Origin of the sequence: Streptomyces eurocidicus (assembly GCF_002891295.1) — a bacterium.
Taxonomy (GTDB): Bacteria; Actinomycetota; Actinomycetes; order Streptomycetales; family Streptomycetaceae; genus Streptomyces; species Streptomyces eurocidicus.
In genome coordinates this window covers 457,673-478,085 of the sequence record NZ_LGUI01000002.1, presented here as the reverse complement: position 1 = coordinate 478,085, position 20,413 = coordinate 457,673, and the positions used below count along the sequence as shown (strand labels likewise).

At 71.7% G+C, this 20,413-nt stretch carries 14 protein-coding genes; 10 read left to right on the top strand and 4 right to left on the bottom strand.

Annotation, left to right across the window (positions count from 1 at the left end; genetic code table 11):
* Nucleotides 1–7: 7 nt before the first annotated feature.
* On the bottom strand, nt 8–772 hold the full coding sequence (locus tag AF335_RS07040; RefSeq protein ID WP_102917406.1) for a hypothetical protein: 765 nt from the start codon (nt 770–772) through the stop codon (nt 8–10).
* A 264-nt stretch (nt 773–1,036) separates the two neighbouring features.
* Here AF335_RS07040 and AF335_RS07035 point away from each other — a divergent pair, with 264 nt between their 5' ends.
* The 6 genes from AF335_RS07035 (at nt 1,037) to AF335_RS07010 (ending at nt 9,644) form a co-directional block, all read left to right on the top strand.
* Complete coding sequence (locus tag AF335_RS07035; protein WP_102917405.1) at nt 1,037–2,167, top strand: NAD(P)-binding domain-containing protein; 1,131 nt, start codon at nt 1,037–1,039, stop codon at nt 2,165–2,167.
* 51 nt (nt 2,168–2,218) lie between these two features.
* Nucleotides 2,219–2,971 carry a (Fe-S)-binding protein gene (locus tag AF335_RS07030; protein ID WP_102917404.1) on the top strand — a complete coding sequence of 251 codons (753 nt, stop codon included), beginning with the start codon at nt 2,219–2,221 and terminating at the stop codon, nt 2,969–2,971.
* The gene (locus AF335_RS07025; RefSeq protein WP_170127613.1) at nt 2,968–4,470 is read left to right on the top strand and encodes a lactate utilization protein B; all 1,503 of its coding nucleotides are present in this window, start codon (nt 2,968–2,970) and stop codon (nt 4,468–4,470) included. The genes AF335_RS07030 and AF335_RS07025 overlap by 4 nt, the downstream gene beginning before the upstream one ends.
* A complete protein-coding gene (locus AF335_RS07020; protein WP_102917403.1) occupies nt 4,467–5,141 on the top strand; it encodes a LutC/YkgG family protein in 675 nt (224 codons plus the stop codon). Before AF335_RS07025 ends, AF335_RS07020 begins: the two co-directional genes overlap by 4 nt.
* 93 nt (nt 5,142–5,234) lie before the next feature.
* Nucleotides 5,235–8,339, top strand: a complete 3,105-nt coding sequence (gene lacZ, locus AF335_RS07015; protein WP_102917402.1) for a beta-galactosidase, LacZ type — start codon at nt 5,235–5,237, stop codon at nt 8,337–8,339.
* Nucleotides 8,340–8,459: 120 nt separating this feature from the next.
* The gene (locus AF335_RS07010; RefSeq protein ID WP_102917401.1) at nt 8,460–9,644 is read left to right on the top strand and encodes a CaiB/BaiF CoA transferase family protein; all 1,185 of its coding nucleotides are present in this window, start codon (nt 8,460–8,462) and stop codon (nt 9,642–9,644) included.
* 103 nt (nt 9,645–9,747) lie between these two features.
* On the opposite strand, the gene AF335_RS07005 is transcribed toward AF335_RS07010, so the two are convergent.
* On the bottom strand, nt 9,748–11,076 hold the full coding sequence (locus tag AF335_RS07005) for an MFS transporter (protein WP_102917888.1): 1,329 nt from the start codon (nt 11,074–11,076) through the stop codon (nt 9,748–9,750).
* Nucleotides 11,077–11,254: 178 nt separating this feature from the next.
* Between AF335_RS07005 and AF335_RS07000 the strand changes: the two genes are divergently transcribed.
* The gene (locus tag AF335_RS07000) at nt 11,255–12,478 is read left to right on the top strand and encodes an SGNH/GDSL hydrolase family protein (protein ID WP_102917400.1); all 1,224 of its coding nucleotides are present in this window, start codon (nt 11,255–11,257) and stop codon (nt 12,476–12,478) included.
* Between the two features lie 16 nt (nt 12,479–12,494).
* Here the strand turns inward: AF335_RS07000 and AF335_RS06995 are convergent, their stop codons facing one another.
* On the bottom strand, nt 12,495–14,312 hold the full coding sequence (locus AF335_RS06995; protein ID WP_102917399.1) for an ABC transporter ATP-binding protein: 1,818 nt from the start codon (nt 14,310–14,312) through the stop codon (nt 12,495–12,497).
* Between the two features lie 194 nt (nt 14,313–14,506).
* Between AF335_RS06995 and AF335_RS06990 the strand changes: the two genes are divergently transcribed.
* Complete coding sequence (locus tag AF335_RS06990) at nt 14,507–14,947, top strand: MarR family winged helix-turn-helix transcriptional regulator (protein WP_102917398.1); 441 nt, start codon at nt 14,507–14,509, stop codon at nt 14,945–14,947.
* A gap of 70 nt (nt 14,948–15,017) precedes the next feature.
* On the opposite strand, the gene AF335_RS06985 is transcribed toward AF335_RS06990, so the two are convergent.
* The gene (locus tag AF335_RS06985; protein ID WP_102917397.1) at nt 15,018–16,634 is read right to left on the bottom strand and encodes a peptide-N4-asparagine amidase; all 1,617 of its coding nucleotides are present in this window, start codon (nt 16,632–16,634) and stop codon (nt 15,018–15,020) included.
* Between the two features lie 147 nt (nt 16,635–16,781).
* On the opposite strand from AF335_RS06985, the gene AF335_RS06980 reads away from it, so the two are divergent.
* Both AF335_RS06980 and AF335_RS06975 read left to right on the top strand, forming a co-directional pair.
* Complete coding sequence (locus AF335_RS06980; RefSeq protein WP_102917396.1) at nt 16,782–18,632, top strand: ABC transporter transmembrane domain-containing protein; 1,851 nt, start codon at nt 16,782–16,784, stop codon at nt 18,630–18,632.
* A complete protein-coding gene (locus AF335_RS06975) occupies nt 18,629–20,410 on the top strand; it encodes an ABC transporter ATP-binding protein (protein ID WP_102917395.1) in 1,782 nt (593 codons plus the stop codon). Before AF335_RS06980 ends, AF335_RS06975 begins: the two co-directional genes overlap by 4 nt.
* Nucleotides 20,411–20,413 lie beyond the last annotated feature (3 nt).

Genomic DNA, 20,413 nt, shown 5'->3' with positions numbered 1-20,413 from the left:
CGGATTCTCAGGGCGTCGGCACCCCGCTCCGGGCCCGGTCGGGCACGGCGCCGGGGCCGCCGGGCGGGCCAGCCGGACTGTTCCGGTCACCGTTCGGGGCGGGGTCCGGGTTCGGGTTCGGAACGGGCGGGGGCGACGTGCGCCGGGCCGTGGGCGACGGCGTCCGGCCGCCCCCTTCGGTGCCGCCCGTCATGCCGTTCGTCGTACCGTTCGTCGTACCGCCCGTCATGCCGTTCGTGGTGCCGGAGCTGGGGGACGGGGGTGCGGTGGGTGACGGGCTTCGGGGCACGGTCGGGCTCGGCGGGGCGCTGGGACTCCGGCTCGGCGTGCCGCCCGGCCCTGGGGACGGGCTACGGGTCGAGACGGCGGACGGTGCGGTGGGGGCGGTCCCGCCACAGCCCGGCGAAGTGCCGCCGCCGGGGCAGGCCGGGGGCTTGTCGTCGTTGGAGGTGATCTTGTCGAGCACGGAACCGCCGGTCTTGCCCCACGTGGTACCGGTGCGTGGCTCCTCGGCGACGACCGCCGCGATGGGCTTTCCCTCGTGGCGCTCGTACGCGTTGGCGCCGAAGAACGGTGCGACGAACACGACGACAGCGGCACCGAAACGAGCCAGTCCGGCCTGGGCCTTGTCGAAGAAGATCGTGCCGCCGAGCAGTCCGCCGCTCCCCAGCAGACCCACGAAGGTGCCGAGGTCCCCCAGATGCGAGAGGATCCAGGTCACCACGCTGCCCGCGACGGCCTCTGCTAACAGTCGGAAGATGAGCATGACCATTTGTCAACTCCCCCGATGCGGTGATGATGCGTTGCTATGAGACGGCGGCGCACGGCTTCCGGTTGCGGCTGCCCACACGTGCGCCCGGCGCGTAAGGGCACGCCGCGGCTCCCGTAGGAGCGCGAGCGCCCATGGCCGGATCCCTATGCCTGCGCGCAACCACATGCGGCGCCCGGTCGGATCCGGGCGGCAGACGGTCCCGGGGCTCCTCGCGCCCTTCGGACCCTCGGGAAGAGATCTCCCCTCCGTCGAGTTAGTAGAAATATGAACAACGCTGTGGTGCGTGAGCGCGAGGTGGACGTCGTGGTGATCGGCGCCGGGCAGGCGGGCCTGTCCAGCGCCTACCACCTGCGCCGGGCGGGGTACGAACCCGACCGGGACTTCGTCGTCCTGGACCACGCGCCGGCACCGGGCGGGGCCTGGCAGTTCCGCTGGCCCTCGCTCACCTACGGCAAGGTGCACGGCATGCACGCCTTGCCCGGTATGGAGCTGACCGGGGCCGATGACGCGCGGCCCTCCTCCGAGGTGATCAGCACGTACTTCGCGGAGTACGAACGCGCCTTCGACCTGCGCGTACGCCGCCCGGTGGGGGTACGCGCCGTGCGCGAGGGCGACGGGGGCCGGCTACGGGTCGAGACCTCCGAGGGCGTGTGGTCGGCCCGTGCCCTGATCAACGCCACCGGCACCTGGGACCGCCCCTTCTGGCCACGCTACCCCGGCCAGGAGATCTTCCGCGGCCGCCAGCTCCACACCGCGAACTACCCGGGCCCCTGGGAGTTCGCCGGACAGCGCGTGGTCGTCGTGGGCGGCGGCACCTCCGGCGTACAGCACTTGATGGAGATCGCCGAGGCGGGGGCGGAGACGACCTGGGTCGCCCGTCGGCCGCCCGCCTTCCGCGAGGGCCCCTTCGACGAGGACCGGGGGCGGAACGCGGTGGCCCTCGTGGAGGAACGCGTGCGCCAGGGGTTGCCGCCCCAGAGCGTGGTGTCCGTGACCGGGCTGCCGATGACGGCGGCCATGGAGCGGGCCCGCGCGGCGGGTGTGCTCGTCCGCCGACCGATGTTCGACCGCCTCACCCCGGACGGGGTGGCATGGGCCGACGGCACCTCGGTGACCGCCGACGTCATCCTCTGGGCCACCGGCTTCCGGGCCGTGATCGACCACCTGGCCCCCCTGAGGCTGCGCGAGCCCGGCGGCGGCATCCGCGTCGAGGGCACACGAGCCGTCCGCGACCCTCGCGTCCACCTGGTCGGCTACGGGCCCTCGGCGAGCACCATCGGGGCGAACAGGGCGGGCCGCGGGGCGGTACGCGAGATCAGGACGCTCCTGGACACCCCCGCCGGCACCCGACCCGCCACCGGTCCTTCCCAGCCGCCGGTCGCTGCGGCAGTATGAGGCGCGGATGATCACTACGGGCGCGTCGGCGGACGGCCGTGAGGAGGAGTCATGCGCGTGGGCCTGTTCGTCACCTGCGTCAACGACTCGCTCTATCCCCGCACGGGCCGCGCCGTCGTGTCCCTGCTGGAACGGCTCGGCGTCCGGGTCGACTTCCCCACGGCACAGAGCTGCTGCGGTCAGCCGATGTTCAACACGGGCTACCGGCACGAGACCGAGCCGCTCGTCCGCCGGTACGCGGCCGCCTTCCGCGATCACGACTACGTCGTCACCCCGTCCGGTTCCTGCGCCGCCATGGTCCGGGACAACTACCCCAGGATCGGGGCCGGGGCCGAGGCGGAGGGACGGGGCACCGAGCTGTCCGAGGCCGCCGCGGGCGCCGTGCCCAAGACCTACGAACTCACCGAGTTCCTCGTCGACGTGCTGGGCGTGACGGATGTCGGCGCGTACTTCCCTCATACGGTCACCTACCACCCCACTTGTCACGGGCTACGGATGCTGGGCCTCGGCGACCGGCCCCGGCGGCTGCTGGAACATGTCGAGGGGCTGGAACTGCGGGAGCTGGACGGAGCGGAGGAGTGCTGCGGCTTCGGCGGCACCTTCGCCGTGAAGAACCCCGCCGTCTCCGCCGCGATGGGCTCCGACAAGTGCCGGGCCGTCGCCCGGACCGGCGCCGAGGTCGTCTGCACGGTCGACAACTCCTGTCTGATGCACATCGGCGGCGTCCTCGCCCGGGAGGGCTCACCCGTGCGGCCCGTGCACATCGCCGAGATCCTCGCCGGCACCAAGGACTCCGTCCGATGAGCCGGGACGGAACAGGGGTCCCCCACAGCGGTGGCGCCGCCTATCTCGGTATGCCCGCCTTCCCCCGGGCCGCCGAAACCGCCACCCGCGACGACCGCCTGCGCGCCAATCTCCGCCATGCGACGCACACCATCCGTGCCAAGCGCGCCCGGGCGGTCGCCGAACTGGACGACTGGGCGCGGCTGCGACAGGCCGGCGCCGCCATCAAGGACCGCACCCTGCGCCACCTCGACCACCACCTCGTACGGCTGGAGGAGGCCGTGACACGGGCCGGCGGCACGGTCCACTGGGCCGCCGACGCCGCCGAGGCGAACCGCATCGTCACCGACCTCGTACGCGCCACCGGCGAGCGCGAGGTGGTCAAGGTCAAGTCCATGGCCACGCAGGAGATCGGGCTCAATGAGGCCCTGGCGGAGGCCGGTATCCGGGCGTACGAGACCGATCTGGCCGAACTGATCGTGCAACTCGGCGACGACCTCCCTTCCCACATCCTGGTCCCGGCCATCCACCGCAACCGCGGCGAGATCCGTGACATCTTCCGGGACCGGATGGCGAGCTGGGGTCGCCCGGCCCCCGAAGGACTGACGGACCGGCCGGCCGAACTCGCCGAAGCGGCACGACGGCACCTGCGGGAGAAGTTCCTGCGCGCCAAGGTCGGGCTGTCCGGAGCCAACTTCATGGTCGCCGAGACGGGCACGCTCGTCGTGGTCGAGTCCGAGGGCAACGGCCGTATGTGCCTGACGCTCCCCGAGACGCTGATCTCCGTCGTCGGTATCGAGAAGACCGTGCCGACCTGGCGGGACCTGGAGGTCTTCCTCCAGTTGCTGCCGCGCTCCTCGACGGCCGAGCGGATGAACCCGTACACCTCGATGTGGACGGGCACCGCCGACGGCGACGGGCCCCGGGTGTTCCATCTGGTGCTGCTCGACAACGGCCGCACCGACACCCTCGCCGACGAGGTCGGCCGCCAGGCCCTGCGCTGCATCCGCTGCTCGGCCTGCCTCAACGTCTGCCCCGTGTACGAGCGGGCCGGGGGCCACGCGTACGGCTCGCCGTACCCCGGGCCGATCGGGGCGATCCTCACCCCCCAGCTGCGCGGGCTCGCCTCCCCGCTGGAGGAGTCGCTTCCGTACGCGTCCTCGCTGTGCGGTGCCTGCTTCGAGGTCTGTCCCGTCGCCATCGACATCCCGGAGGTGCTCGTCCACCTGCGGGAGCGGGTGGTGGAGGGCGGTGAGGTGACGATCCGCGGCACGCGCACGACCATCAAGCCGGCGAAGCGGCACACCGCCGAACGGGCCGCGATGCGGGCGGCACGCTGGACCTTCGACCATCCCGGCGCACTCCGCCGTGGCCAATGGATCCTCTCCCGGAGCCGACGGCTCCGGCCGCGGCGGCTCCCGGGTCCGGGCCGCGCCTGGACGGACACCCGCGAGCTGCCCGCCGTCCCCGCCGAGTCGTTCCGCGACTGGTGGGCCCGCACCCGTGGAGGCACCGCGTGAACGGCGGCACCAGCAGGGAGCGGATCCTGGGGCGGGTACGCCGAGCCCTGACCGACGTGCCTCGGGACGAGCGCCCGGAGGACCGTCCGGTGGTGCGCGACTATCTGCGGACCCACGGCGAGCGGACCACCTCGGAGTCCCTGGACCTCCTCGCCGAGAACCTCGCGGACTACCGGGCCCTCGTCCACCGCGTGACCGCCACCGACCTGTCCGCACTGCTCGCCCGGCTGCTGGCGGAACGAGGCGCCCGCCGGGTCGTCGCCCCCGCCGGGCTGCCCGGCGAATGGCTCGCGGACGCCGCGGTGGACATTCTTTCGGACGCCCCCGTACTGACGGCGCATGAGCTGGACGAGGTGGACAGCGTCGTCACGGGCTGCGCCCTGGCGATCGCCGAGACCGGCACCCTGGTGCTGGGCGGAGGCCCGGGGCAGGGCCGCCGCGCCCTCACCCTCGTCCCGGACCACCATCTGTGCGTGGTGCGGACGGTGGACCAGGTAGTGGATTCGGTGCCGCAGGCCCTGGAGCGGCTGGCGCCGGCCGCTGCCCGGCCGCTCACCTGGATCTCCGGCCCGTCGGCGACCAGCGACATCGAGCTGGACCGGGTCGAGGGCGTCCACGGCCCGCGCACCCTGGAAGTGATCCTCCTGGCAGAAGATCCACGGTCCGTCTGAGGCACGCCGCTCGTGGGGCTTGTGGCGGAGAAGAGTTCTGTTCGATCCTGGCGTTTCCTGTTCCTTCGCGTATCGCTCATCCGGAGCCGACGTATGCGCGCACGACGACCGGACCCTCGCTCCTCCCTCGTCACCGACGCCTCCCCCGAGCTCTTCCAGGAGAACCGGGAACCCGCCCGGACCCCGCTCGTTCCCCTCGCCGACACTCGAGCCGCGCTCACCGCCGGGCCCTCGGACTCTCCTTACCGCCTCTCGCTGGACGGTGCCTGGCGGTTCGCCTGGTCCAGGAACCCCGCCGAACGGCCCATCGACTTCCACGCCCCCGACTTCGACGACACCGGCTGGGCGCACATCACCGTGCCCGGCAACTGGGAGACACAGGGCTACCCGGAACCCGTCTACCTCAATGTCCCCTACCCCTGGACCGGCTACGAGCAGCCCGCTCCCCCTCGGGCCCCCACCGTCTTCAACCCGGTCGGCTCCTACCGCCGCACCTTCACCGTCCCCGGCACCTGGGCCGGCCGACGGACCCTGATCTCCTTCCAGGGCGTGAAGTCCGCGTTCTTCGTATGGGTGAACGGTGAGCGGGTCGGCTACAGCGAGGACAGCTACGCCCCCGCCGAGTTCGACATCACCTCCTGTCTGCACTCCGGCCCGGGGGCGGACAACAGCCTGGCCGTCGAGGTCTACCGCTGGTGCAAGGGAAGCTGGCTGGAAGACCAGGACCAGATCGACCTGTCCGGGATCTTCCGCGAGGTGTTCCTCTACTCCACCCCACCGGTGCGTGTGCACGACCTGTTCGTACGGACCGACCTGGACGACGCCTTCCGTGACGCCGACCTCCGCGTGACCGTGGCCCTGCGCTCCGACACGGCCCTGGCCCCGGACGCCGGGTACCACGTACGGGCCACGCTCCACGGCACCCTTGGTGAACAGGTCCTCTCCTCGACCGGAGCCGCCCGCTTCGACGACTCCGGGGAGGCGACCGTCGAACTCGTGGAAAGGGTCACGGCGCCCGCCCTGTGGTCCGCCGAGGAGCCCTGTCTGCACACCCTGGTCGTCGAGCTGCTCGACCCGCACGGCGAGCCTCTCGACGTCCATCGCACCCGGGTCGGCTTCCGCGCTCTCGCCTTCGGGCCCGGGACACTCACCCTCAACGGCAGGCCGCTGGTACTCCGCGGCGTCAACCGGCATGAATGCGACCCCGACCACGGGCAGGCGGTCCCCGAGCACCGGATGGTCGAAGACATCCTGATCATGAAGCGGCACAACATCAACGCCGTCCGCACCTCGCACTACCCCAACCATCCGCGCTGGCTGGAGCTGTGCGACGAATACGGCCTCTACGTGGTCGACGAGGCCAATCTGGAGACGCACGCCGTCCGGGACACCTTGCCGGCGAGCCTGCCCGAGTGGACCGCCGCCTGCCTGGACCGGGTCCGCAGTCTCGTGGAGCGGGACAAGAACCACCCGAGCGTCGTGATCTGGTCGCTGGGCAACGAAGCCGGCCGGGGCACCGCCTTCGAGAGGATGGCCGACTGGGTGCACGGCCGGGATCCGTCCAGGCCGGTGCACTACGAGGGCATGAACGAGGTCGCGGACGTCACCTCGCGGATGTACGCCACACCGGCGGAGGTCGAGGCCCACGCCGCCTCGGACGACACAAAACCCTTCGTCCTGTGCGAGTACGCGCATTCCATGGGCAACAGCACCGGCAACCTCCAGGAGTACTGGGACGTCATCGACGCCCACCCCCGTCTCCACGGCGGGTTCATCTGGGACTTCGCCGACCAGGCCATCCGCCTCCCGGTGCCCGGAGGCCCCGAGGGCGGCTTCCTCTCCTACGGCGGATGCTGGAGCCCCGGCGCCCGCTCGGACGGCAACTTCTGCTGCAACGGACTCGTCGACGCCGACCGGCGCCCCCACCCCGCTCTGCACGAGGTGAAGAAGGTCTACCAACCCCTGCGCATCACGGCCACGGACCTCGCCGAAGGGGCCGTCCGGATCACCAACAAGCACCTCTTCACCAGCCTCGGAGCGTACGCACTGCGGTGGGAGGTCACCCGCGACGGCGAAACCGTCCAGCAGGGTGCCCTCGCCGCGCCACCGGCCGAAGCGGGCGGGACGGCGACGGTGGAACTCCCGCTGGAACCGCCGGAGAAGCCGGAGCCCGGCGCGGAGTACTGGCTGAACGTGTCCTTCGTCCTCCGGGACGCCACACCTTGGGCGGAGGCGGGTCATGTCGTCGCCCGCGAGCAGCTCGCACTGCCCTGGCGCGCCCCGGCGGCGGTCCCCGCTCGCAATCCAGCGCCGACGTCGGCGCTGGAGATCACGCAGACCTCCCACTCCATCACGGTGACCGGTCCTGAACTGCATCTTTCCCTCGACCGGGCGACCGGTGTCCTGACCACCTATCGCCACAGGGGCCACGAGCTGCTGACGGGCGGTCCGGTCCCCAACTTCTGGCGCGCACCGACCGACAATGACATCGGCCGTGGCACCCAAGTCGCCCTGCGCACCTGGCGGGACGCCGGGGCGCACCGAGCGGTCACCGGCACCGAGGTCACCCGGCTCACTCGCTCCGAGGTCGCCCTCGGTATCACCGCCACGCTGCCCACCGCCCCGGCCGCCTCGCTCTGGGAGACCCTCCTCACCGTGCGCGGCGATGACGAGATCCTCGTCCGGCACACGCTCACTCCCGGTGACGGGCTCCCCGAACTCCCTCTGGTGGGCGTCCTGCTGACCGTGCCGGCGGACTTCCGGACGCTCACCTGGTACGGACGGGGGCCGCACGAGAACTACCGGGACCGGCGCACGAGTGCGTTCATCAGCCGCTATCGCGCTTCGCTGGACGCGCCCCCCATGCCGTACGCGCGCCCGCAGCAGGCCGGCGACGTCACGGACGTCCGCCACGCCTCCCTCACCCGCTCGGACGGCATCGGGCTGACCGTACTGGCCGAGCCGGGCGGGGACGCGGGTCCGCTGGAGATCAGCGCGCTGCGCTGGGCCCCCTTCGACCTCGAAGGGCTCAGGCATCCCCATGAGATGACGGCACGCCAGGAGATCGTGCTGGCCGTCAACCACCGGCAGATGGGCGTGGGCGGCAACGACTCCTGGGGCGCTCCCCCGCTGGACGGCTATCGGCTGCCCGCCGACCGTCCCTACAGCTACTCCTACCGCCTGCGGCCGTCGCGATGAAGGCCGGCCGCGGGCCGCTCCGATGACGGTTCTCCCCCTGATCTCCATGAACGCGAGCGTAGACAGGAAGGCGCCCGGCGGTACTCGACTGTCCACAGCCACGGTCATACGATCACACCAATGGGAGGAATCGAGTTGGAACCGCCACTGCGTGACATCACCGTCGTCGCCCTCGAACAGGCCGTCGCCGCGCCCTTCGCCACCCGTCAGCTGGCAGACCTCGGCGCACGAGTGATCAAGATCGAACGGCCCGGCCAGGGGGACTTCGCCCGGGAGTACGACCGCAGGGTGAAGGGGATGTCCGCCTATTTCGTCTGGGTGAACCGGGGCAAGGAGAGCGTGGCCCTCGATCTCAGAGCCGGGGCGGACCTCGCCCTGCTCGACCGGATCCTCGCCCGCGCCGATGTCTTCGTCCAGAACCTCGGCCCTGGCGCGACCGACCGCCTCGGCCTCGGCAGCCAGGTGCTGCGCGACCGCCATCCGCGCCTGATCACCTGCGACATCACGGGCTACGGCCCGACCGGCCCGTACCGCGACAAGAAGGCGTACGACCTCTTGGTCCAGTGCGAGACCGGGCTGCTCTCCATCACCGGAAGCCCCGATTCCCCCGCCCGGCCGGGCATCTCCGTCGCCGACATCGCCGGAGGCATGTACACCTACTCCGGCATCCTCACCGCCCTGTACGAGCGCGAGCGCACCGGGGAGGGGACCGCGCTGTCCGTCTCCCTCCTCGACGCGCTCGCGGAGTGGATGGGGCAGCCGTACTTCGCCCAGGCCCACGGCGGCGCCCCGCTCACCCGCAGCGGCGCCCGGCACCCGACCATCTCGCCGTACGGGCACTACGGCTGCGGCGACGGTGCGCGGGTCTTCCTGAGCGTCCAGAACGACCGGGAGTGGGTGGCGCTGTGCGAGCGGGTGCTGCGCGAACCCGCCCTGGTCCGCGACGCCCGCTTCGCGGACAATCCGGCCCGGCGCGCTCACGACGACGAGCTGACCGCCGTCGTGGAGAAGCACTTCGCCCGGCACACGGCGGACGGAGTCGTCGCCCTGCTGGACGGCGCGGGCATCGCCAACGCGAGGCTGCGGACGGTCGCGGAGTTCGCCGATCATCCGCAGCTGCGGGCCCGGGACCGCTGGCGTGAGTTCTCCTCGCCCGTAGGCCCGTTACGGGGGTTGCTGCCGCCGGTGTCGGTGGCCGGGCGGGAGGCGCTGATGGGAGCCGTGCCGGAGCTCGGGGCGCATACGGAGGCGATCCGTACGGAGTTCGCGAAGGACCGAGGCCAGGAGCCGGGGACCGGACCGTAGCGGAGTGTCCCGAGCTGCCCCGAGCGCCGGACGGGCTGCGGAATCCGGCCCGTCCGGCGTTCGGGGGCCGGGGTCCGAGGGGGACTCCCCGTAGCGGACCGCCCTACCGGTCCAGGGGCCGCTTCGCCGTCTCCGGAAGGATCGCGTACACACAGGCGGAGACCAGGCAGAGCCCGGCGACATACCAGGGGAAGGCCCCGGGGTGGCCGGACTGCTTGAACCAGGTGCCCAGGTAAGGCGCGGTCCCTCCGAACAGCGCGACGGTGAGGGAGTAGGGGAAGCCGATCCCGGCCGCCCTGACCCGCGCCGGGAAGACCTCGGCGTTCACCGCCGCGGCGATCGAGGTATAGCCGGTGAGCAACACCATCCCCGCGCACTGCACGAGCAGCAGGGAGAGGAACGCACTGGTGATCGCGTGCAGCAGGGGCACCGCCAGGATGGCGAACCCCAGCGCGAAGCCGATCAGCAGGGGCCGTCGCCCCACCCTGTCGGACAGCAGCCCGCCGAGTGGCTGGAGGGCGGCGAAGAACGCCAGGGAGAGGGTGCTCGCGATCAGCGCGTCGCCCTTGTCGAAACCGGCGTTCACCTGGGCATAGGTCGGCAGGTACGTGGTCCAGGTGTAGTAGGCGAGAGTGCCTCCCGCGGTGATGCCGCAGATGAGGAGGGACTCGCGGGGGTGGCGGCGCAGCGCTTCGAAGAGGGCGGGGCGCTCCGGGTCCGTGTCGCGCGTCGCTTCCCGTGTCTCCTGGGCGCCCTGGCGGATCCAGAAGCCGACCAGGCTGAGGAGCGCGCCGATGAGGAAGGGCACCCGCCAGCCCCAGTCGCCCATCTGCCCCTCGGTGAGCAGACGGGCAAGAAGCGCGGCGATGCCGGAGGCGAGCAACTGCCCGACGGTGGTGGACACGTACTGGAAACTGGAGAACAGCCCCCGGCGGCCGGGGCCGGCCGACTCCACGAGGAACGTCGTCGAGGCCGCGAACTCGCCCCCGACCGACAGGCCCTGGATCAGGCGGGCGACGACGAGGACGACGGGGGCGAGTACGCCGACGGAGGCGTAGGTGGGCGTGAGTGCCACCAGCAGGCTGCCGCCTCCCATGAGCAGGATCGTGACCGTAAGGGCGGCGCGGCGGCCGCGCCGGTCGGCGATCGAGCCCATCAGCAGGCCGCCGACCGGCCGCATGAAGAAGCCGACCGCGAAGACGGCGAAGGTCGAGAGGAGAGGGACGAGGGAGTTGCCGGAGCCCTTGGGGAAGACCCGGTCGGCGAAGTAGACGGCGAGGAAGGAGTAGACGTACCAGTCGTACCACTCGGCGGCGTTGCCGACGGACGCCGCCGCGAGCTGTCGTATGGAGGAGCGGGAAGCGGGTGATGGCGTTCCCGCCGGTGGCGCGGTGGGGGCACCGTCGGTGGGTGGGTATGTGGATCGCGTCATGATCCTCTGGATCCCCTCACCGTCCACCCCGCACACCCGTCCGAGTCCGGTTGTCTCAGGGTGACCCTGCCAGTGGTACGCACGAGGTGCGTACGCAGCACACGGGTCTGGGTGGCCCGCCCGACGGGCGGCAGTCTCTTCCTCAGCGGTTGATCCCACGCAAGGAAAAGGCGAGATCATGACAGTTCAGGAAAAGGCTCCGGCAGTGGCTCCCGGCACGGAGGAGCGTCGTGCGGCGGACGCGGCGACGTCCTGGTCGGCCGGATGGTCGGTCCCGATGCAGCGGCCGAGCTCCGGGTTCGAGGAGAACTGGTCCGAGACGGGCTTCGCCCAGCAGTCCGTCCGCCAGATCGTGCGTGTCGCCGGTGGGGGCACCAGCGCCCGGCTCCGCTTGTCGAATCGTTTCGGCGAGCAGCCGCTGACCGTGGCCGCCGCGAGCCTCGCCCTGGCGGGAGAGGGAGCCGCGCTCCGCCCCGGAACGGCCAGGGGGCTGACCTTCTCCGGTCTGGCATCGGTGACGATCCCTGCCGGGGGCGAGGCGGTCAGCGACGCTACGGAGCTTCACACCGAGCTCCTCGGCTCCGTGGCGGTGACGCTCTTCTTCGACGGCCCGACCGGGCCGTCGACCTTCCACTCCCAGGCGTATGCGACCAGCTACCGGGCGGCGGGCGACCGGACGGCCGACACCCGGGGCGGGAGCTTCGACGAGCGCACCCATTCCTGGTACTACCTCTCCGACGTCGAGCTGTCGGGCGGGGAGCCACTGCGGGGCACGGTGGTGGCGTTCGGAGACTCGATCACGGACGGCTTCGGCTCCGCGGTGGACGCCGACCACCGCTACCCGGACGCCCTCGCCGAGCGGCTCGCCGCGACCGGGGAACGGTGGGCGGTCCTCAACTCGGGCATCGGCGGCAACCTCATGCTGAACGACTCCACGTGGTACGGCGACCGGGCTCTGAGCCGGTTCGAGCGCGATGTGCTCGACAAGCCCGGCGTCCGCTCCGTGATCGTCTTCGGGGGTCTCAACGACATCGGGTTCAGCGAGGTGGATCTGGAGACCTATAAGCCCAACCCGCAGGTCACCGTGGAGGAGTTGATCGCCGGCTACCGGTCGCTGATCCGGAGGGCTCACGACCGCGGCATCAAGGTCATCGGGGCGACCATCCTTCCTTTCAAGGGTTCGGAGTACCACACCCCGCGGGCCGAGGCGAAGCGCGTCGCGCTCAATCAGTGGATCCGCACCTCCGGGGAGTACGACGCGGTGGCCGACTTCGCCGCCGCGCTCGTCTCGGCCGACGACCCCGAGGTGCTGGCGCCCGCCTATGACAGCGGCGACTTCAAGCACCCCAATGACGCGGGTTATCGGGTCATGGCCGAAGCCGTCGATCTGGGCTCTCTCTGAGCCCTCGGGAGAGCCGTCAGACGTCGGCCGTCAGGCGCGCGTCACGGCGCACGAGCGCGGCGTAATGCCCGTCGTCGGTGAGGAGTTCCTGATGGGTCCCGCGCTCGGCGACACGGCCGCGGTCGAGGACGACGATCTGATCGGCGTCGCGGACCGTGGAGAGCCGGTGGGCGATCGTGATCGTCGTCCGCCCCGCGGAGAGCGCGTCTATGGCCTCCTGCACGGCATGTTCGGTTCGGGTGTCCAGGGCACTGGTCGCCTCGTCCAGGATGAGGACGGGTGGGTCGCGCAGGATCGTCCGCGCGATGGCGAGGCGCTGTTTCTCGCCGCCGGAGAAGCGGTAGCCCCGCTCGCCGACCAGGGTGTCGTAGCCCTCGGGGAGGGACGCGATGTGGTCGTGGATCTGCGCCGCACGGGCCGCGGCGACGAGTTCCTCGTCGGTCGCGTCCGGCTTGGCGAACCGGAGGTTGTCGGCCACCGAGGCATGGAAGAGATAGGTCTCCTGCGAGACCACTCCGACGGCGCGGGCGAGCGTGTCGAAGTCGAGTTCGCGGACGTCGACCCCGTCGAGCAGGACGCGGCCGCCGGTGACGTCGTAGAGGCGTGGCACCAGATAACTGAGAGTGCTCTTGCCGGAGCCGGTCGGGCCGACGACGGCCAGGCTGCCGCCGGCCGGGACGGCGAGGTCGATGCCGCTGAGCGTCGCGCCCACCCGGCCGGCCGCCTGGGCCTCCGGGTCGTAGGAGAACGTGACGCGCTCGAAGCGGACGTCGCCACGCACCTTCTCCAGCCGCACCGGGCGGTCGGGCTCGGCGATGTCCACCGGCAGATCGAGGTATTCGAAGATGCGCTGGAACAGGGCGAGCGAGGTCTGCATCTGCACGCCCGTGGAGAGCAGGCTCACCGCGGGGCGGAAGAGGCCCTGCTGAAGGGAGACGAAGGCGACGAGCGTGCCGAGCGATATGGCGGGCCCGCCGGCCCGCAGGGCGATTCCCGCCGCCCAGTAGATGACGGCGGGCATGGCGGCCATCACGATGCCGATGGTGGACATCCGCCAGCGCCCGGCCATGCTGGAACGCACTTCGAGGCCGACGAGCCGCTCGGACTCCTTGCCGAATGCCTGCGTCAGGGAGTCCGAGCGCCCCATCGTGCGGCCGAGCAGGATCCCGCTCACCGAGAGGGACTCGGTGACCATCGCGGCCATGGCCGCCATCTGCTTCTGCCGCTGGGACGTGATCCGCTTACGCTCACGGCCCACGCGACGGCTGATCCAGACGAACACCGGGAGCAGGAGCAGGGAGACGGCCGTGAGCCGCCAGTCCAGAGCGAGCATCGCGACGATCGTGGCGACCACGCTGGTGAGGTTGGAGACCAGCGAGGTCGCGGTGGAGGTCACGGTGGCCTGCATGCCGCCGATGTCATTGGCGATGCGGGACTGCACCTCGCCGGTGCGGGTGCGGGTGAAGAAGGCGAGCGGCATGCGCTGGAGGCGGTCGTAGACCGCGGTGCGCAGGTCGTGCATCACGCGCTGGCCGACCGTGGTGGAGACGAGGGTCTGGAGGACCCCGAAGACGCTGTTGACGACGGCCGCGGCGATCATGCCGATCGCCAGCAGGCTCAGCAGGCCCGTGCGACCCTGCGGAATGGCGACGTCGAGGACCTCGCGCAGGAGGAAGGGCGAGGCCACCGAGACGAGCGAGGAAGCGGCGACGAGCAGGCCGACGAGGGCGAGTCTGCCGCGGTAGGGACGGAAGAGCCGGAGGATACGGCGCACCTGCGCGGGCTGCTCCGGGTCGGCGGGCGGGGGTGTCCAGTCGGGTTCGTCGTGACGCATGGGCTCCTAGTTCTCTGATCGCGGAGTGCTGTTTCCCTGAGCGCGGAGCGCCGTGGGCGCCGGGCGCGGAGAGAGAGGGAGTGCGGAGAGGAACGAACGGGAGGGCGGCGGAAGGGCCGAGGAACGATGACGTACCGAGCATAGCTCACTGTTACCTATACTCACAATGCACTCCGTCCTGGTAATCTCTGATCATGACCGTCTCCGACCCGTCCGGGCAGCTGGCCGAACAGCTGCTGCGCCTCACGCGCCGGCTCCACCGCGCCCAGAAGCGCTATCTGGACCCGGTCGGCATCACGCCCGCCCAGTCCCGGCTGCTGCGCACGGTGGCGCAGTACGACGAGCCGCCCCGGATGGCCGATCTCGCCCAGCGCCTCGAGGTGGTGCCACGGGCGGTCACCACGCTGGTCGACGCCCTGGAGGCGAACGGCTCGGTGCGCCGAGCCCCGGATCCCACCAACCGCCGCGTGATCCGCATCGAGCTCACCGAGGAGGGCCGCGCCACCCTGCGGGAGCTACGGGAGGCACGGCGGGCCGCGGTCGAGGACATACTGGCGCCGCTCTCCGCGGAGCAGCGGGAGACGCTCGGCAGCCTGCTCACCGAGCTCATGCGAGGCCCTGACCACCGCTGCTGAGGCGCGGCGGCGAGGAAGACACCGGACGGGCCCGCGACCACCCGGCCGCGAGCCCGCCCGGATCATGGACTCAGCAGCGCCGCCGGTCCTCCGTCAGCTCTCCCTGGGCAGTGGCGAGGGTCCGGTCGTAGCAGGCGCCGGGCCCGTACAGCCGATAGCGCTCGCGCGAGACGCCGGTCGCGTGCCGTTGCTCCCGTGGCACGTTCTGGTTGTAGGCGGCGTCCCCGGCGTACGTGTCGTCCAGGCGTGACCAGTCGATCCGCTTGCCGTCACGCGTGGTGACGCTGTCCGCGCGGTCGCCCATCGTCATCACGGTACGCAGCCGCGCGCCCGTCGCGCCGGTGATCTCACCGTCCATGGTGTACGTGCGGTGGGTGCGGGTGACCGTCGCCGGGCCCCGGCCGCCGGTCACGACGGTCTCGTCGTCGTTCCAGCGTGCTTGCAGCGCGTCCGTCGACTCGCCTTCCGTCCAGCGGTGCGTGGAGGTGTTGGCGACGTTCCGGTCGACGGTCGTGGTGACCCGGCCGTGCGAGGTGTCGAGGTACCCCGAGACCGAGAGCGAGTGGCGGCCCTCGGCCCGCAACCGGTGCTCGGCGCCCGGTTCATGGGTCGCCGTGCCCGCCGGCTCCCCCGCCCGGTGGGCGGTAAGGGCTCCGGTGACCCGCGACGATCCGGCGTCCTGCCAGACCAGGACATTCGTGGGCGTGCTCCAGCCGCTCTGCCCCTCGGGCACCCCGGCCACGGATATCGCGATCCGGTGCGGCTCGCCGTCGTTCAACCGCCCCGCGAAGGGCGTGAGGTCGTACTCCACCGGCCGCACGTCGAAGGCGCGCGGACCGGGGACGACGTACCAGAGGAACGGGTTCGACCAACCGCCCGTCCACACGGTCGGGAAGGGGGCGGCGATTCCCGCGAGCCGGCCGTCCACCGAGACCTGCACCTCACGGTAAGGGCCGTCCTTGGCCTTGCAGGAATACGGCGCGGCGTCCGGAACGGTGAGGTACCAGAACTCCTCGCAGCCACCCCCCGAGCCGGTCGCGTACACCTCGGCCACGATCCGCTCGCTGTTGCGCGGCGTGGTCAGCTGCCCTTCGTAGGCCGTGCCCACCTGGTGCGCCCCGTCCAGGGTGAGGACCTTGTCCGGGGTACGGGCGGGCTCCACCCGGCCCTCGGCGGCGTAGAACGTCAGCGTCGCCTTGACCTTGATCACGCCCGTGTAGGTTTCGTTCACGACATTGCCGATGAGCATCTCGACGGGCTGCCGGTCGCGCAGCGTGGCGGCGTAGCGGGTGACGTCCTTCTCGACGTTCCAGGTGATGCCCTCCGGCGAGGGTTCGGGGGTGGAAGTGCGCAGGACCTCCACCCCGCCGATCCGCAGATAGCCGAGGCGGTCGTACTGCCGCCCGGCGACGGCGCCTTCGAGGCGCAGGACGACCTTGTTCCAGCGGTCGCCGCATGCCTTGGGCGGGAGGTACGTCCCCTGATAGGGGGTGTAGTCGCGGAACTCGGTGTCGGCGACGGTGACTTTGCACGAGGTGGTGTCCGGGGTGGGCACCGATGGGCCCGCGGTGACCGGATCGTGCCAGTCGGTGCCGAACTCCGTGGGCGGCGTCGCGGCCGTGGCGGGGCCTATGCCCAGCGACAGGCCGGCGGCCGCGGCGCACAGTGCGAGAAGCAGTCGTCTCATGGGGCAGGAGCGAAGCGCTTCGTACTGCTGTACGCCAGTGTGCCTTTGGCCGTATCCGGGGCGGGGAGGAAAACCAGTTGAACGCCGTGTTCCTTTGGCGCAAGCCTTGCACAGGCCCGTCTTCGCGCCCCGACCCCCTGGGATGTCATGCAGATTCGCGATCTTCCGTACACCGATCCCGGTCGGCCCGACGTCCGGTCCGGGCCGCGGCTCCTGCTCTGGCTCGGGCGGAAGCAGGTGGCGGGTCAGGTCAAGGCCATGCTGTGGGGCGTCGTGCACATGGCCGCGGTGGCGTTGTTGCCGGTGGTGCTGGGCCTCGCCGTGCAGGCCGTGGCCGACCGGTCCGGTGGCCGACTGGCGCCGGCGGGTGGGCTGATGGTGCTGCTGGGCGTGCTCATCGCGCTGGGCGACACGATGCTGCACCGCGCGGCCGTCACCAACTGGATCACGGCCGCCGCCCGGGTGCAGCAGCTGCTGGCCCGGCGGACGGCCGAGTTGGGGGCCACGCTCACGCGGAGGGTCGCCGCCGGTGAGGTCGTCGCGGTGTCGACGGGTGACGTCGAGAAGATCGGCTGGTTCGTCGAGGCGTTCTCACGGTTCGTCTCCGCCGCGCTGACGACGGTGGCGGTGTGCGTGGCACTGGTGATCTACCAGCCGGCGCTGGGCGCGGTCACGGCCGTCGGGGTTCCGGTGCTGGTCCTGGCCGTGCTCCCGTTGCTGCCGCACGCGACGAAGCGCGCCGACGACCAGCGCGAGAAGGCGGGCCGGGCGACCGAGTTGGCTTCCGACACCGTGGCCGGTCTGCGCGTGCTGAGGGGCATCGGCGGCGAGGAGCTGTTCCTGACCCGCTACCGCCGCGCCTCCCAGGAGGTCCGCAAGGCCGCCGTGCACAGCGCCCGGATGTGGGCGCTGATCGCGGCGGTGCAGGTGCTGCTGCCGGGGCTGCTGCTGATCGCGGTCGTCTGGTACGGGGTCGGGCTGGTCCGGGACGGCCGGATCGGGGTGGGTGAGCTGGTCACGGTCTACGGCATGGTGACGTTCCTGCTGTTCCCCCTGCGCCAGTTCGAGGAGATCGCGATGGCGTACTCCTTCTCCCGGCCGTCCGCGGCTCGCGCCGCGCGGGTGCTGGCGCTGCGGCGCGAGGCGCCGGTCGGGGAAAACCCGCGGGCCGGTGAGGAACTGTCGGGCGATCTCCGCGACCCGGCGAGCGGGCTGCTCGCCCCGGCGGGCCGGCTGACCGCGGTGGTCTGCGGCGATCCGGACGCCGCGGGCCGGCTCGCCGAGCGGCTGGGCGGGCACGCGGCCGGTACGACGGAGGCGCCGTCGGCGCTGCTGGGCGGTGTGGCGCTGGACGAGCTGCCGCTGGCGGCGGCCCGTGCGGCCGTGCTCGTCCAGGACAAGGACCCCGTACTGCTGTCGGGGACGCTCGCCGAGCTGCTCGACGTGCCGTCCTCGGGCGCCGTCAGGGCGGACGCCGCGCTGAAGACGGCGCAGTGCGGCGATGTGCTGGCCGCGCTGGCGCAGGCGTCGGCGGACGACTCCGGTGACCCGTTGCGGACCGCGATCACCGAGCGGGGCCGGTCACTGTCCGGAGGGCAGCGTCAGCGGCTGGCGCTGGCCCGGTCGCTGATCACCGACCCCGAGGTGCTGGTGCTGGACGAGCCGACCTCCGCGGTCGACTCGCACACGGAGGCCCGGATCGCCGATGGTCTGAAGGCTCTGCGGGAGGGCCGCACGACGGTGGTGTTCTCCTCCAGCCCGCTGCTGCTGGACCGGGCCGATCGCGTGGTGTTCACCCAGGAGGGCCGGGTGGCGGCCGTGGGCACACACCGCGAGCTGCTGCGTGACGTCTCCGCCTACCGCGCGGTGGTCACGCGCGAGACCGAGGACGAGAACGCCGGGCCGGTGTCGGACGGGGCCGGTGAGGGAATGGGGGCGACGCTCGACACGGAGCTCACCCGCCTGGAGAAGACCGAACAGATCGAGGAGTCGGCATGATCGGCGTCGCGCCTCCGGCGTACGACCCGGCGGCACCGGAGTCGGCGACCATCCTGCCCGTCGCCGCTCCCGTCACCGTACGGAGCTATGTGCGGGGGATGCTCCGCAGGCACCGCACGGCGTTCGTCCTGTTGGTGACGGTGAACGCGATCGCGGTGACGGCCTCCATGGTCGGCCCGTACCTGCTGGGCGGTCTGGTCGAGGACCTCTCCTCGGGGAAGGAGGACCTCCGCCTGGGGCTGATGATCTCGCTGTTCGCCGTCGCCCTGGGTGTGCAGACGGTGTTCGTCCGGATGGTGCGACTGCGCGGGGCGGTGCTCGGCGAGGAGATGCTGGCGGATCTGCGGGAGGACTTCCTCGTGCGGTCGGTGGCCCTTCCGCCGGGTGTCCTGGAGCGGGCGGGCACGGGCGACCTGCTGTCCCGCATCACCACCGACATCGACCGGCTGGCCGAGGCCATGCGCGAGGCCGTGCCGCAGCTGGCGATCGGTTTCGTGTGGGCCGGACTGCTGCTCGGCGCGCTCACGGTGACCGCCCCGCCGCTGGCGCTGTGCGTGCTGGTCGCGCTCCCGGTGCTCGTCGTCGGCTGCCGCTGGTACTTCCGGCGGGCGCCCGCCGCCTATCGGTCGGAGGCCGCAGGGTACGCCGCGGTGGCGGCCTCGCTCACGGAGACCGTGGACGCGGGGCGGACGATCGAGGCGCACCGGCTGGGTGAGCGCCGGGTGGCGCTCTCCGACCGGCGGGTGGCGGAGTGGACCCAGTGGGAGCGTTACACACTGTGGCTGCGCTCGGTGCTGTTCCCGGTGATCAATGTGACGCACTCGCTGGTCTTCGGCTCGGTGCTGATCATCGGTGGGATCTTCGTACTCCAGGGCTGGGTCTCGGTCGGTCAGCTGACGACCGGGGCGCTCTTCGCGCAGATGCTGATCGATCCGATCGGGCTGATCCTGCGCTGGTACGACGAGCTCCAGGTCGCCCAGGTGTCGCTGGCCCGGCTGGTGGGGGTCCGCGAGATCGAGCCCGACGGCGCGGACGAGGGCGTGGTGCCCCGGGGCCGGGCGGTGCGGGCGGACGAGGTGCGCTTCGGCTACCGGGAGGGCAGCGATGTGCTCCACGGTGTGTCGCTGGAGGTCCCGCCGGGCAGCCGGGTCGCGCTGGTGGGGCCGTCCGGCGCGGGCAAGTCGACCCTGGGCCGGCTGCTGGCGGGGATCTACGCGCCGCGCACGGGCAGTGTGACGCTCGGCGGCGCGGAGCTGGCCCGGATGCCCGCGGAGAGCGTGCGCCGGCACGTGGCGCTGGTCAACCAGGAGCACCACGTCTTCGTGGGCTCGTTGCGCGACAATCTTCGGCTCGCCCGCGCGACCGCCGATGACGGTGAACTGTGGGAGGCGCTCGCGGCGGTGGACGCGGACGGCTGGGCGCGGGCGCTGGAGGGCGACCTGGACACGGAGGTCGGCTCGGGCGGGGTCGCGCTGACCCCGGCCCAGGCGCAGCAGGTGGCGCTGGCCCGGCTCGTCCTCGCCGATCCTCACACGCTGGTGCTGGACGAGGCGACGTCGCTGCTGGATCCCCGTGCGGCCCGGCACCTGGAGCGTTCGCTGGCGCGTGTGCTGGAGGGCCGGACGGTCGTGGCGATCGCGCACCGGCTGCACACCGCGCACGACGCCGATGTGATCGCGGTGGCGGAGGACGGCCGGATCACGGAGCTGGGCAGCCATGACGAGCTGGTCGCGGCGGACGGCGCGTACGCGTCGCTGTGGCGCTCCTGGCATCGGTAGCCG

Excerpts from the sequence above, each read along its gene's own strand:
- AF335_RS07040 (WP_102917406.1), bottom strand. The coding sequence starts at position 772 with ATGGTCATGCTCATCTTCCGACTGTTAGCAGAGGCCGTCGCGGGCAGC.
- AF335_RS07035 (WP_102917405.1), top strand. The coding sequence starts at position 1,037 with ATGAACAACGCTGTGGTGCGTGAGCGCGAGGTGGACGTCGTGGTGATC.
- AF335_RS07030 (WP_102917404.1), top strand. The coding sequence starts at position 2,219 with ATGCGCGTGGGCCTGTTCGTCACCTGCGTCAACGACTCGCTCTATCCC.
- AF335_RS07025 (WP_170127613.1), top strand. The coding sequence starts at position 2,968 with ATGAGCCGGGACGGAACAGGGGTCCCCCACAGCGGTGGCGCCGCCTAT.
- lacZ (WP_102917402.1), top strand. The coding sequence starts at position 5,235 with ATGCGCGCACGACGACCGGACCCTCGCTCCTCCCTCGTCACCGACGCC.
- AF335_RS07010 (WP_102917401.1), top strand. The coding sequence starts at position 8,460 with ATGGGAGGAATCGAGTTGGAACCGCCACTGCGTGACATCACCGTCGTC.
- AF335_RS07005 (WP_102917888.1), bottom strand. The coding sequence starts at position 11,076 with ATGACGCGATCCACATACCCACCCACCGACGGTGCCCCCACCGCGCCA.
- AF335_RS07000 (WP_102917400.1), top strand. The coding sequence starts at position 11,255 with ATGACAGTTCAGGAAAAGGCTCCGGCAGTGGCTCCCGGCACGGAGGAG.
- AF335_RS06995 (WP_102917399.1), bottom strand. The coding sequence starts at position 14,312 with ATGCGTCACGACGAACCCGACTGGACACCCCCGCCCGCCGACCCGGAG.
- AF335_RS06990 (WP_102917398.1), top strand. The coding sequence starts at position 14,507 with ATGACCGTCTCCGACCCGTCCGGGCAGCTGGCCGAACAGCTGCTGCGC.
- AF335_RS06985 (WP_102917397.1), bottom strand. The coding sequence starts at position 16,634 with ATGAGACGACTGCTTCTCGCACTGTGCGCCGCGGCCGCCGGCCTGTCG.
- AF335_RS06980 (WP_102917396.1), top strand. The coding sequence starts at position 16,782 with ATGCAGATTCGCGATCTTCCGTACACCGATCCCGGTCGGCCCGACGTC.
- AF335_RS06975 (WP_102917395.1), top strand. The coding sequence starts at position 18,629 with ATGATCGGCGTCGCGCCTCCGGCGTACGACCCGGCGGCACCGGAGTCG.